The 12387-nt window shown below is 70.5% G+C and carries 13 protein-coding genes; all 13 read left to right on the top strand.

The window, feature by feature from the left end; all coding sequences use genetic code 11:
• Positions 1 to 41 precede the first annotated feature (41 nt).
• From EAO76_RS15005 to EAO76_RS15060, 13 genes are read left to right on the top strand one after another with little or no spacing between them, the layout of a single operon-like run.
• Positions 42 to 1835, top strand: coding sequence for a nickel-dependent hydrogenase large subunit (locus EAO76_RS15005; protein ID WP_148836447.1), 1794 nt, complete (start codon positions 42 to 44; stop codon positions 1833 to 1835).
• Positions 1835 to 2779: a NifU family protein gene (locus tag EAO76_RS15010; protein ID WP_148836448.1), complete on the top strand. Its 945-nt coding sequence runs from the start codon at positions 1835 to 1837 to the stop codon at positions 2777 to 2779. The genes EAO76_RS15005 and EAO76_RS15010 overlap by 1 nt, the downstream gene beginning before the upstream one ends.
• The gene (locus tag EAO76_RS15015; RefSeq protein ID WP_262375485.1) at positions 2776 to 3429 is read left to right on the top strand and encodes a DUF5947 family protein; all 654 of its coding nucleotides are present in this window, start codon (positions 2776 to 2778) and stop codon (positions 3427 to 3429) included. Before EAO76_RS15010 ends, EAO76_RS15015 begins: the two co-directional genes overlap by 4 nt.
• The gene (locus EAO76_RS15020; protein WP_148836449.1) at positions 3426 to 4067 is read left to right on the top strand and encodes a DUF6084 family protein; all 642 of its coding nucleotides are present in this window, start codon (positions 3426 to 3428) and stop codon (positions 4065 to 4067) included. The genes EAO76_RS15015 and EAO76_RS15020 overlap by 4 nt, the downstream gene beginning before the upstream one ends.
• Entirely contained in the window at positions 4064 to 5467 is a 1404-nt protein-coding gene (locus EAO76_RS15025; protein ID WP_148836450.1) for a hypothetical protein, read from the top strand. The genes EAO76_RS15020 and EAO76_RS15025 overlap by 4 nt, the downstream gene beginning before the upstream one ends.
• Positions 5464 to 5583 carry a DUF6893 family small protein gene (locus EAO76_RS47590; protein WP_376299118.1) on the top strand — a complete coding sequence of 40 codons (120 nt, stop codon included), beginning with the start codon at positions 5464 to 5466 and terminating at the stop codon, positions 5581 to 5583. Before EAO76_RS15025 ends, EAO76_RS47590 begins: the two co-directional genes overlap by 4 nt.
• A gap of 35 nt (positions 5584 to 5618) precedes the next feature.
• Complete coding sequence (locus tag EAO76_RS15030; RefSeq protein ID WP_148836451.1) at positions 5619 to 5831, top strand: hypothetical protein; 213 nt, start codon at positions 5619 to 5621, stop codon at positions 5829 to 5831.
• A gap of 7 nt (positions 5832 to 5838) precedes the next feature.
• Positions 5839 to 6369 (top strand): hydrogenase maturation protease, encoded by a 531-nt coding sequence (locus tag EAO76_RS15035; RefSeq protein ID WP_148836452.1) that lies wholly within the window; start codon positions 5839 to 5841, stop codon positions 6367 to 6369.
• Positions 6370 to 6407: 38 nt separating this feature from the next.
• On the top strand, positions 6408 to 8918 hold the full coding sequence (gene hypF / locus EAO76_RS15040) for a carbamoyltransferase HypF (RefSeq protein WP_222872167.1): 2511 nt from the start codon (positions 6408 to 6410) through the stop codon (positions 8916 to 8918).
• Between the two features lie 57 nt (positions 8919 to 8975).
• A complete protein-coding gene (locus EAO76_RS15045; protein ID WP_148836454.1) occupies positions 8976 to 9272 on the top strand; it encodes a HypC/HybG/HupF family hydrogenase formation chaperone in 297 nt (98 codons plus the stop codon).
• Positions 9269 to 10372, top strand: coding sequence for a hydrogenase formation protein HypD (gene hypD / locus EAO76_RS15050; RefSeq protein ID WP_148836455.1), 1104 nt, complete (start codon positions 9269 to 9271; stop codon positions 10370 to 10372). Before EAO76_RS15045 ends, hypD begins: the two co-directional genes overlap by 4 nt.
• A gap of 17 nt (positions 10373 to 10389) precedes the next feature.
• A complete protein-coding gene (gene hypE, locus EAO76_RS15055; RefSeq protein WP_376449677.1) occupies positions 10390 to 11469 on the top strand; it encodes a hydrogenase expression/formation protein HypE in 1080 nt (359 codons plus the stop codon).
• Entirely contained in the window at positions 11470 to 12186 is a 717-nt protein-coding gene (locus tag EAO76_RS15060) for a DUF6390 family protein (RefSeq protein ID WP_148836456.1), read from the top strand.
• Positions 12187 to 12387 lie beyond the last annotated feature (201 nt).

Below are 12387 nucleotides of genomic sequence, written 5' to 3' on the forward strand. Positions count from 1 at the left end.
CGCGTACATCACCGCAATGGACAGAAAGCAGAGGCGGCGCAATGACCGCGACGCAGCACAAGGGCGCCGGGAGCGGCCGGGGAAAGAACGACCTGGTCGAAATGGCGTGGGACCCCATTACCCGGATCGTCGGCAGTCTGGGCATCTACACGAAGATCGACTTCAAGCAGAAGGTGGTCGCCGAGTGTCACAGCACCAGCTCCATCTTCCGGGGCTATTCGGTCTTCATGAAGGGAAAGGACCCCCGGGACGCGCACTTCATCACGAGTCGCATCTGCGGAATCTGCGGTGACAACCACGCCACGTGTTCCTGTTACACGCAGAACATGGCGTACGGGGTGAAGCCGCCGCACCTCGGCGAATGGATCGTGAATCTCGGCGAGGCCGCGGAGTACATGTTCGACCACAACATCTTCCAGGAGAACCTGGTAGGGGTCGACTACTGCGAGAAGATGGTCGCGGAGACCAATCCCGGTGTATTGGAACAGGCCAACCGCACCCCCTCCCCGCACGCCGACGCGCACGGATACAGGACGATCGGCGACATCATGCGATCGCTGAACCCGTTCACCGGCGAGTTCTACCGCGAGGCGCTCCAGGTCAGCCGGATGACCCGGGAGATGTTCTGCCTGATGGAGGGCCGGCACGTGCACCCCTCCACGCTCTATCCCGGCGGGGTCGGCACCGTGGCGACCATCCAGCTGATGACGGACTACATCACCCGCCTCCAGCGGTACGTCGAGTTCATGAAGAAGGTCGTGCCGATGCACGACGATCTCTTCGACTTCTTCTACGAAGCCCTGCCGGGGTACGAGCAGGTCGGCAACCGGCGCATCCTGCTGGGCTGCTGGGGCTCCTTCCAGGACCCGGAGCACTGCAACTTCGAGTACAAGGACATGACCGACTGGGGCCGGAAGATGTACGTCACCCCCGGTGTCGTCGTCGACGGGAAGCTGGTCACCACCGACCTGGTGAAGATCAACCTCGGCATCCGGATCCTGCTCGGTTCGTCGTACTACAACGACTGGGACGAGCAGGAGACCTTCGTCTCCCACGACCCGCTCGGCAATCCGGTCGACCGGCGCCACCCGTGGAACCAGCACACCAACCCGCAGCCGCAGAAGCGGGACCTGGACGACAAGTACAGCTGGGTCATGTCACCGCGGTGGTTCGACGGCAAGGACTACCTGGCGCTCGACACGGGCGGCGGGCCGCTCGCACGGCTGTGGACCACCGCGCTGGCCGGTCTGGTCGACATCGGCTACGTCCGGGCCACCGGTCACAGCGTCAAGATCAACCTCCCCAAGACCGCCCTCAAGGGGCCGGTGGAGCTGGAGTGGCACGTCCCGAAGTGGAGCAACACCATCGAGCGCAACCGGGCTCGCAGCTACTTCCAGGCCTACGCGGCCGCCTGCGCGCTCCACTTCGCGGAGAAGGCTCTCGTGGAGATCCGCTCCGGGAACACCAAGACCTGGGAGAAGTTCGAGGTGCCCGAGGAGGGCGTGGGCTGCGGGTTCACCGAGGCGGTCCGCGGTGTCCTCTCCCACCACATGGTGATCCGGGACGGCAAGATCGCCAACTACCACCCGTACCCGCCGACTCCGTGGAACGCGAGCCCCCGTGACACGTACGGCACGCCCGGCCCCTACGAGGACGCCGTGCAGGGCCAGCCGATCTTCGAGGAGAACGACCGGGAGCACTTCAAGGGCATCGACATCATGCGCACGGTGCGCAGCTTCGACCCCTGTCTGCCCTGCGGTGTGCACATGTATCTCGGCGAGGGCAAGAAGCTGGAGCTCCTGCACTCCCCCACCCAGTCCGCGGGCAGTGAGTGATGGCGCGGGAGGAGTCCACGGCCGCGCCCGACTGGCGGACGACCGGTGAACGCATCGACACCCTGATCGCCGCCAGCGGCTCGGGCGGCGCGGTCGCCCGCGAGCGCAGCGAGGAACTGGTCCGGCTCGTCACCGACTTCTACGGTGCCGGGCTGGAACGGCTGCTCGACCTGGTGCACGAACAGGGGCGGCTGGACGACGACGTCCTGGCCGCCCTGGCCGACGACGAGCTGGTGGCCGGCGTCCTGCTGGTCCACGGGCTGCATCCGTACGGCGTGGAGACCCGGGTCGAGCGGGCGCTGGAGAGCGTACGGCCGTATCTGGGTTCGCACGGCGGTGATGTGGAGCTGCTCGCCGTCACCGACGAGGGAACCGTCCGGTTGAGGCTGCTGGGCAGTTGTGACGGCTGCCCCTCGTCCTCGGTCACGCTCAGGCTGGCCGTGCAGGGTGCGGTGGAGGCGGCGGCGCCGGAGATCACCTCGATCGAGGTCGAGACCGCGGCCGACGAGGACGCCGGGGCAGCGGGGCCGTTGGTACCGGTGGACTCGCTGTTCGCCCGGCTGCACGCGGAGTCCGGGACGGCTAGCGACGACGGCGCCTCGTGGGAGGTCGTGCCGGAGCTGTCGGGGCTGGAGTCCGGTGCCGTGGCCCGGTTCGATGTCGGCAGGATGCCGGTGGTGGCCTGTCGGGTGGGCGCGGATCTCTTCGCCTTCGAGGACCGGTGCGCACGCTGCGAGCGGCCGTTCGAGGGTGCCACGCTGGCGCGGCGGCTGGGCGGACGGTCCGGGGACGCGGTCCTGCGCTGCGCCGGGTGCCGTGCGCACTACGACGTGCGGCGGGCCGGGATCTGCCTCGACGGGGACAGTGTGCACCTGGCTCCGCTGCCCCTGCTGTCCGACGGTGCCGCGGTCTCGGTGGCGGTGCCCGCGGCGGTGGCGCCGTGATCGCCACGGGTCGTTCCGCCTCGCCGGCCTCCACCCTGCTGCGGCTCAGGCGCAACCGGCCGCGGCCGCCCGCCGGTGAGCGCTGCGAGATGTGCGCGGAACCGATCGGCGGGAGCCACTCCCATGTGGTGAACCTCGACAGCCGCGCCCTGATGTGCTGCTGTCGGTCCTGTTACCTGCTGTTCACCGACGAGAACGCGGAGCTGCGCTACCGGTCGGTCCCCGAGCGGTATCTGCACTTCGCCGGGCTGACTGTGGACGGGCGCGCCTGGGACGAGCTGCAGATTCCCGTGGGGCTCGTTTTCCTGTTCCGCAACTCCGTCCAGGACCGGATGGTCGCGTTCTACCCCGGGCCCGCCGGGGCCACCGAGTCGGAACTGCCGCTGGACGCCTGGGCGGCCGTCGTCGAGTCGAGTCCGGAGCTCGCCGTGCTGCGTCCGGATGTGGAGGCGCTGCTGATCCGGCGTACGGCCCGGAGCGATGCTTCATGCCATCTCGTGCCGATCGACGCCTGCTACGAGTTGGTGGGACAACTGCGCTCGCTGTGGCGCGGGTTCGACGGTGGCACCGAGGCCCGTGCCGCGATGGACGGCTTCTTCGCGCGGGTGGCGGAGCGCAGCCGGCCCGCCGCGGGGATCGGGGCGCCGTGAGCGACTTCGCGTTCTCCGTGCTCGATGTCGTCGCCGAGCCGTACGCGGCCGCACCGCAGCTGACCGCGCGGCTGCGGATCGAGGAGCGGACGGGCCGGCGGATCCACGCCATCGCGCTGCACTGCCAGGTCCGCATCGAGCCGCAGCGGCGCCATTACGACGAGGCCGAACAGAGCGGCCTGGTGGCGCTGTTCGGCTGCCGGGACCGCTGGACGGACACCCTCAAACCGTTCCAGTGGATGAGCTGCGACACCACCGTGCAGGGGTTCAGCGGTGCGACCGAGGTCGATCTCGCCCTGCCCTGCACCTACGACTTCGACGTGATCGGCTCCCGCTATCTGCACGCCCTGGGCGAGGGTTCGGTACCTCTCGTCCTGATGTTCTCCGGCACGGTCTTCACCCGTGGCAGCAAGGGCTTCGGGGTCGAGCAGGTGCCGTGGGACTGCGAGGCCCGGCATCCGATGCCGGTCGAGGTGTGGCGGCGCATGATGGCGGCGCACTACCCGAACACCGGATGGATCCGGCTGGACCACGAGGTGCTGGCACGCTTCGCGGACTTCCGGGCCCGGCGCGGGCTGATCAGCTGGGACGAGACGGTCCAGGCCCTCCTGGCCGAGCACGACGAGGTGGTCCGGTGAGTCTTGACCAGGTGCGTTCGATCGCCGACGCCGTCCTGTACGAGGGGTACCTCCTGTACCCGTACCGGGCGAGCTCGCACAAGAACCGGTCGCGCTGGCAGTTCGGGGTCCTCGGCCCGCCGCACGCCACGGCGGCGAGTTTCGGCGAGGAGCCGGAGATGGAGATGCAGTGCCTGCTGGCGCCGCACGAGGGGCCGGCCGCCGTCACCGTGCATCTGCGCTTCCTCCAGCTCCAGGTCCGCGAGGTGCGCGGCACGGGCGAGGACGGGGCGGACACACCCGTCGAGCAGCTCGTCGTCGACGGGGTGCCGGTGATGTCCTGGGACGAGGCCGTCGAGCGTGAAGTCGTGCTGACCGCCCTGCCGTTGGGTGAGGTGGCGGACACCGTCCACGAGGTACCGGGTGGCGAGGACACCGAGCCGGTGACCGACGCGCGGGGCGTGGTGATGGGCCGGATCGTACGACGGCGGCTGCCGTTGGCGGTCCGGGTGCGCACGCGGGCCGTCGTCGACGACGGATATGTGCGCCTCTCGGTGGTGGTGCGCAACGAGCATCCGGAGTCCGCGGCCACCAAGGACGCCGCGATCCGGTCCTCGCTGATCGGCGCGCATCTGCTGCTGCGGGCGCACGAAGCCGAGTTCGTCTCGCTGCTCGAACCGCCCGCCGGGGCGGCGGCGGCCGCCGGCCGCTGCCGCCAGCGCAGGTGCTGGCCAGTGCTGGCCGGACCGAAGGGGACGACGGACACCCTGCTCGGTGCGCCGATCATCCTGTACGACCACCCGGAGGTCGCCGAGCAGAGCCCCGGCGCGCTCTTCGACTCCACCGAGATCGACGAGATCCTGACCCTCCGCGTGATGACCATGACGGAGGAGGAGAAGGCGGAGGCCAGGGCCACCGACCCCCGGGCCCGGGAGATCATCGACCGGTGCGACGGCATGTCGCCCGCCGACCTCCAGCAGCTGCACGGCCTGCTGCGCGACTCGCACCCGCCGCAGCCCGCGCCCCCCGTGGGCCCGGCGGCCGACGTCCGGGATGTGGAACCCGCCGCCTTCGACACCGCGGGCGCCCCCTGGTGGGACCCGGCGGCCGACGCCTCGGTACGGCCCGGGAGCGACGCGGTCGTGATCGACGGGGTCCGGGTGGCCAAGGACAGTCTGGTCCGCGTCCACCCCTCCCGGAGGGCGGACGCGCAGGACCTGTTCTTCGCCGGCCGGGTGGCCCGGGTGACGGCGGTTCTGTCGGACGTGGACGGTGGTACGCACATCGCCCTGGTCCTCGTCGACGACCCCGCGTCGGACCTGCACGACTGGTACGGCCGCTACTTCTACTTCGCGCCCGACGAGCTGACACCCCTGAGCGTCGAGGAAACGGCGCAGCACCGTGAGGAGAACCGATCGTGAAGACCCTGGGCATCATCACCACCGGAGCGGCCGCGGCCGTGGCGCTCGTCGCCGTGGCGGTGGGGATCAGATCGATCCCCGACATCCGCCGCTACCTGCGCATCCGTTCGATGTGAATCCCGACCCGAGTGAAGTGATGAAGGAGCACCCCATGGCGGACACACCGGAGAAGAACAGCGACGTCCAGGAGGAGCCGCAGGAGGAACGGGGCCCGAAGGGGTCCCGCGGCACCGGCTCGGACCGGCCTTCGGGCGGGCCGGCCGACCGCCCCTCGGGCACCTCGGACGAACGCTCCGACACCTCCGTGCAGCCGGAGAAGGCCCAGGATCCGGAATCACCCGACCTTCAGTCCGGGGGCGGCTGAGCCGAGGATGGCGAAGGAACCCGACGCCACCGCCCGGGTGCTGGTCGCGGGCATCGGCAATCTGTTTCTCGGCGACGACGGCTTCGGCCCGGAGGTCGTGCGCCGACTGGCCCACGACGGCGGGATGCCCCCGCAGGTCCGGGTGGTGGACTACGGCATCCGCGGCATGCACCTCGCGTACGACCTGCTCGACGGGTACGACGCACTCGTTCTGGTCGACGCGTACCCGGGGGGCGGCGCCCCCGGGGAGGTGACGGTGCTCCGCATCGGTGTGGAGGACCTCGGTTCGGGTGAATTCGACGCCCACGGGATGAATCCGGTTTCCGTCCTGGCAAATCTGGACCAACTGGGCGGTACGCTTCCGCTCACCTACCTCGTCGGCTGCACACCCGCCGGAGTGGAGGAGGGCATCGGGCTCAGCGAAGCCGTCGACAGCGTGGTGCCCGAGGCGATGCAGGCAGTGCACACCCTGGTCCGGCAGCTCGTGCCCGCCGTACCGACCGCGTCCGTGAACAGCGCCGAACCCCGGAGATCCTGATCATGTGCCTAGGCATTCCTGGCCGCGTCGTGGAGATCGTGGACGGGTATGCGGGCCAGCTGGCTCTGGTGGACGTGGAGGGCGCCAGGCGCCGCGTCAACATCGGCATGCTCGACGAGGCGCCCGGTCGCGACGACTGGGTGCTTCTCCACATGGGCTTCGCCGTCGAGCTCATCGACCGGGCGAAGGCCCGGGAGGCTCTGTCGGGACTGGAGATGATGGGCCGCGGCCGGGAACAGCGGATCCGGCGCAGATTCGAGGTGCGCGGTGTCGTGCAGGGGGTGGGCTTCCGGCCCTTCGTCTATGTCACCGCCTCGGAGCTGCTGCTCACGGGCTCGGTGACGAACACCGGCGACGGGGTGCTCGCCGAGGTCGAGGGAACGGCCGGGGCCGTGGAGGAGTTCGGTCGCCGCCTTTGCGCCGACGCCCCACCGCTCGCGGTCGTCGAGGACGTGCGTACGAGCGAACAGCCGACGCGCGGCGGTACGGGCTTCACCATCGAGCGGTCCAGCGCGTCCGGCCGGGCCAGGACGCTGGTCTCGCCCGACATCGCCACCTGCGACGACTGCCTGGAGGAGCTGAGCGACCCGTCGAACCGGCGCTACCGCCACCCGTTCATCACCTGCACGCACTGCGGCCCCCGGTTCACGATCGTCACCGGCCTTCCGTACGACCGCGCCGCCACCACCATGGCGGACTTCGAAATGTGCGGGGCCTGCCGGGCAGAGTACGAGGACCCGCACGACCGGCGCTTCCACGCCCAGCCGATCGCCTGTCCCGACTGCGGACCGCGGCTCGAACTCGTGGGCAAGGAGGGCGCGCTCCCGTCGCACGACGCGGACGCGCTGCGGACCGCGCGGAAGCTTCTCGCCGAGGGCGGGATCATCGCGGTCAAGGGCCTCGGCGGCTACCACCTGGTGTGCGACGCCCGCGACGACGCGGCCGTGGCGGAGCTGCGCCGGCGCAAGCAGCGCGGTGGCAAACCGTTCGCGGTGATGGTGCCGGACCTCGACGTCGCGCGTGGGCTGGTGACTCCTACGGCTGACGAGGAGGAGCTGCTGAGCGGTGGGCGCCGGCCGATCGTCCTCCTCCCCCGTCTCGCCACCGGGGCCGGGGTGTCCGACGCCGTGGCACCCGGCAGCCCCCACCTCGGACTGCTGCTGCCCTACACCCCGTTGCACGTCCTGCTCTTCGGGATCGGTGACGACCCGCCGGGCCCGGACGCGCTCGTGATGACGTCGGCCAATCTGTCGGGCGAGCCGATTGTCACCGACGACGGCGACGCGCTGACCGCTCTGGCACCGCTGGTCGATGCCTGGCTACGGCACGACCGGCGCATTCATGTGCCGTGCGACGACTCGGTCAGCCGCTGGGCCGCCGGTGCCGAGCTGCCGCTGCGCCGCTCGCGCGGATACGCCCCGCTGCCACTCGCACTGCCCTTCGACGTGCCCCCGACGCTCGCCGTGGGCGCCGACCTGAAGAACACCTGTGCGCTGGCCGAGGGCCGCTACGCCTGGCTGAGCCAGCACATCGGCGACATGGACGACCTCTCCACGGTCGGCGCTCTGACCCGGACCGAGAAGCATCTGGAGGACCTCACCGGAGTGGCGCCCACCCGGCTGGTGGCCGACCGCCACCCCGGCTACCACTCCGGCGGCTGGGCTCGCGCCCACGCGGCCGGGCGGCCGGTCCGCACCGTGCAGCACCACCACGCGCACATCGCGTCCGTGATGGCGGAGCACGGCCTGGGCGCGGACGAGCGCGTGATCGGCATCGCCTTCGACGGCACCGGCCACGGCACCGACGGGGCGGCCTGGGGCGGTGAGGTCCTGGTGGCCGGCTACGCGTCGTTCGGCAGGGCCGCGCACCTGGGTTACGTTCCGCTGGCCGGAGGCGACGCGAGTGTGCTGCGGCCGTACCGGATGGCCCTCGCGCATCTGCACGCGGCCGGCATCCCCTGGGCCGACGACATGCCCGCGGTCCGTGCCTGCCCGCCTGCCGAACGCGACGTGCTGGCCCATCAGTTCGCCACCGGATTCGGCTGCGTGCCCACGTCGGGCATGGGCCGGCTCTTCGACGCGGTCGCGTCCCTGGCCGACGTCCGGCACATGGTGGCGTACGAGGCGGAGGCGGCCATGGAACTGGAAGGGCTGGCCCGTACCGCGGCAGCCGGTCCTGCGGCACCGGAGGGCGGCTACCGCTTCGGCATCCGGCCCGGGAAGGGGGAGGAACCCGCCGTCGCGGATCCGGGTCCGGTCATTCGGGCCGTGGTGTCCGACGTGCGGGACTGCGTTCCGGCCGGGCTGATCGCCGTGCGCTTCCACACCGCCGTCGCCGCTCTGACCACCCGCCTCGCGGACCTCTGCCGCTCGCGCACCGGCCTCGGCACTGTGGCGCTGGGCGGTGGCGTCTTCCAGAACGCCGTACTGCTCGAAGCCACGCAACGCGGCCTGACCGAGCGGGGCTTCACCGTCCTGCGGCCGCGCCTGCTCCCCCCGAACGACGGCGGGATCGCCCTCGGCCAGCTCATGATCGCCGCATCGGGATGACGCCGCCGCACGACCGCACCGCCGTACCTCAAGAGGGATCCACAGAGGAGAGAGACCATGTGTCTGGCTGTTCCGGGGCGTGTCCTCAGCACCGCCGAAGTCGACGGCACGGTGATGGCCGAGGTCGATTTCGGCGGGGTGTGCAAGGAGGTGTGCCTCCAGTACATCCCCGATGTGGCCGTCGGTGAGTACGTCATCGTGCACGTCGGATTCGCCATCCAGCGCCTCGACGAACGGTCGGCCCTGGACACCCTCGCCGACTTCGAGCGGCTCGGCATCCTGGCCGAGGAGTTCGGAGACGACTTCGAATACGCAGCCCGACAGGGTGCCTCTCCCGAAGGAGCCGACCGGTGAAGTACCTCGACGAGTTCAGTGATCCCGATGTCGCGAAGAAGCTGATCGACCAGATCCACGCGGCCACCACGCGGAAGTGGGCGCTGATGGAGGTCTGCGGCGGCCAGACCCACTCGATCATCCGGCACGGCATCGACCAACTGCTGCCGGACAGCGTGGAGATGATCCACGGACCGGGATGTCCCGTCTGCGTCACCCCGCTGGAGACCATCGACCGGGCACTGGCGATCGCCGCCCGCCCCGGAGTCGTCTTCTGCTCGTTCGGCGACATGCTGCGCGTGCCCGGCAGCAGCCAGGACCTCTTCTCCGTCAAGAGCGCCGGCGGCGACGTACGCGTGGTGTACTCGCCGCTCGACGCGCTGAAGATCGCCCGGGAGAACCCCGACCGCGAAGTCGTCTTCTTCGGGATCGGGTTCGAGACCACCGCCCCCGCGAACGCCATGACGGTGTACCAGGCCCAGCGGTTCGGGGTGCGGAACTTCTCGCTGCTGGTGTCCCACGTGCTGGTGCCGCCCGCGATCGCCGCGATCATGGAGTCCTCGACCTGCCGGGTGCAGGCGTTCCTCGCCGCGGGCCACGTGTGCAGTGTGATGGGAACGGCCGAGTACCCGCCGCTGGCCCGGAAGTACAAGGTGCCGATCGTGGTGACCGGCTTCGAGCCGCTGGACATCCTCGAAGGGATCCGCCGAACCGTTGTCCAACTGGAGACGGGTCGGCACGAGGTGGAGAACGCCTACCCCAGGGCCGTGCGCGCGGAGGGCAATGTGCCCGCCATGGAGATGCTCGCCGATGTCTTCGAGGTGACCGACCGGACCTGGCGCGGCATCGGAATGATTCCCCGCAGCGGCTGGAAGCTCTCCGAGAAGTACCGGGCGTTCGATGCGGAGCAGCGGTTCGACGTGACGGGCATCCACACCGCCGAGTCGTCGCTCTGCCGCTCGGGCGAGGTGCTCCAGGGCCTGATCAAACCGCATCTGTGCGAGGCGTTCGGCAAGGAGTGCACGCCGAGGAACCCGCTCGGCGCGACCATGGTGTCGTCCGAGGGCGCGTGTGCCGCGTACTACACCCACCGCCGCCTGGAACTGGTCGATGCGAAGTGACTGACGCGATGCAGGACATGACCGTTGTGGTGAACGACGTGCCCGACCTCGACTTCGAGGGGTGGGCCTGCCCGGTCCCGCTGCGGGACATCCCGTCCGTCGTCATGGGGCACGGGGGCGGCGGTGCGATGTCCGGTGAGCTGATCGAGCACCTGTTCCTGCCCGCGTACGGTGCCGCGGCCGCCGCCGACCTCGGTGACTCGGCCGTCCTGACGGTCGGATCCGGCACCCGCCTCGCCTTCTCCACGGACTCGTTCGTGGTGAAGCCGATGTTCTTCCCCGGAGGATCGATCGGTGATCTGGCGGTGAACGGCACGGTCAACGACTTGGCCATGTCGGGTGCGACGCCCCTGTTCCTGTCCACCGCCTTCATTCTCGCGGAGGGCACCGCGCTGAGCGACGTCGGCCGGATCGCACAGGCCGTGGGCCGGGCCGCCGAGGACGCCGGCGTACGCCTGGTCACCGGGGACACGAAAGTCGTGGAGCACGCCAGTGGTGACGGCGTCTACCTCAACACCTCGGGCATCGGCGTGATCCCTCCCGGTGTCGACATCCACGCGCGCCGGGCGCATCCCGGCGACGCGGTGCTCGTCAGCGGCGACATCGGCGTGCACGGTGTGGCCGTCATGAGCTGCCGGGAGGGCCTCGAATTCGGCACGACGGTGGAGAGCGACACCGCCGCGCTGCACGGACTGGTCGCCGCCATGCTCGCCACCGGTACCGACCTCCATGTGCTCCGGGATCCCACGCGCGGGGGCGTCTCGGCTTCGCTGAACGAGATCGCCCGCGCCTCGGACGTGGGCATCGAACTGGTCGAGCGGCTGCTTCCCGTGCCGCCCACGGTGCGCGACGCGTGCAGCCTGCTGGGGCTCGACCCGCTCCAGGTGGCCAACGAGGGCAAACTGATCGCGATCGTCCCGGCGGAGGACGCGGACCGGGTGCTGGCCGCCATGCGGGCCCACCCCCTGGGCAGGTCCGCCTGCAGGATCGGCAGTTGTGTTCCGGATCATGCCGGGATGGTCGTGGCGAGGACGGGGTTGGGCGGGAGCCGGGTGATCGGGCTGCCGATCGGCGAACAACTACCGAGGATCTGCTGAGTGAGTGCCGAGGGCGCCCTGCTGTTCGCGCGATACGCCTACCCGCCCAACGAGCTCGGCTACTGCGGCCCCGCCGATGCGTCGGCCCTTCTGCGCCGTGACGCGACCGCCGACATCGAGCGGCGGGCTCGGCAGTTCGAGGGGGCCTGGTGCTATCTCCAGTTCCTCGCGGAGACGGCCGGCCTGGCGGACCCGCTCGACGTGCGGGTGGTCGAGGCGTACTGGATCGGCAACGAGCTGCTGGACCGGGCCGATCCCGCCGCTCTGGTGGAGCGCATGACCGACCGGTTCCGGGGACAGCGCGGCGGCACCTGGCGCGACGCCGGGCGGCGCGCCCTGGCCCATCACAGCTTCCAGGTGTTCGAGGTGTATCCGTGGGCCCCGATGCTGCGGTCGGTGGGCCATCCGACCGCCCTGTCCGTACTCGACCGGTGCCGGGTCCGTACGGGAGTGGTCGTGGCCGCCGACAGGGACATCGCGACCGTGCGGTCACGCCCCCTGTGCTGGGACGGCGCGGGGCTGACCGACGGCTCGTGGCGGGAGGAGACCGTACGCTGCTCGGCCGGTGGTCTGACGCTGCTCGACGGGCTCTCCGCCGGCGACCGGGTGGCGCTGCACTGGGACTGGGTGTGCGATGTGATCAATGACGAACAGGCCCGGCGCATCGAATTCCTTGAGGAACGCCGACGCACCGACTTGGGCCTCTCTCCCCCCTGAACCGGGCATCGGCATCCACGGCGCTCCGGGCTGACAGCCGAGGACTCCGCCGATCCGCTCGGCGGTCTTCCCGACACCGGCCCCGTGGTCGCGGACCGTGTTCGGGCTGCCGAGCGGGGCGAGGAGAGCACGTCGGCCGCCGCGCGGACGGGGAGCGCCTTCCCGACGGGCAGTCGCACGACGGCCGGCACCGCTTCCCCC

It is taken from the genome of Streptomyces sp. sk2.1 (assembly GCF_008120935.1).
Taxonomy (GTDB): Bacteria; Actinomycetota; Actinomycetes; order Streptomycetales; family Streptomycetaceae; genus Streptomyces.

Excerpts from the sequence above, each read along its gene's own strand:
- EAO76_RS15010 (WP_148836448.1), top strand. The coding sequence starts at position 1,835 with ATGGCGCGGGAGGAGTCCACGGCCGCGCCCGACTGGCGGACGACCGGT.
- EAO76_RS15035 (WP_148836452.1), top strand. The coding sequence starts at position 5,839 with ATGGCGAAGGAACCCGACGCCACCGCCCGGGTGCTGGTCGCGGGCATC.
- EAO76_RS15045 (WP_148836454.1), top strand. The coding sequence starts at position 8,976 with ATGTGTCTGGCTGTTCCGGGGCGTGTCCTCAGCACCGCCGAAGTCGAC.
- EAO76_RS15005 (WP_148836447.1), top strand. The coding sequence starts at position 42 with ATGACCGCGACGCAGCACAAGGGCGCCGGGAGCGGCCGGGGAAAGAAC.
- hypE (WP_376449677.1), top strand. The coding sequence starts at position 10,390 with ATGACCGTTGTGGTGAACGACGTGCCCGACCTCGACTTCGAGGGGTGG.
- EAO76_RS15030 (WP_148836451.1), top strand. The coding sequence starts at position 5,619 with ATGGCGGACACACCGGAGAAGAACAGCGACGTCCAGGAGGAGCCGCAG.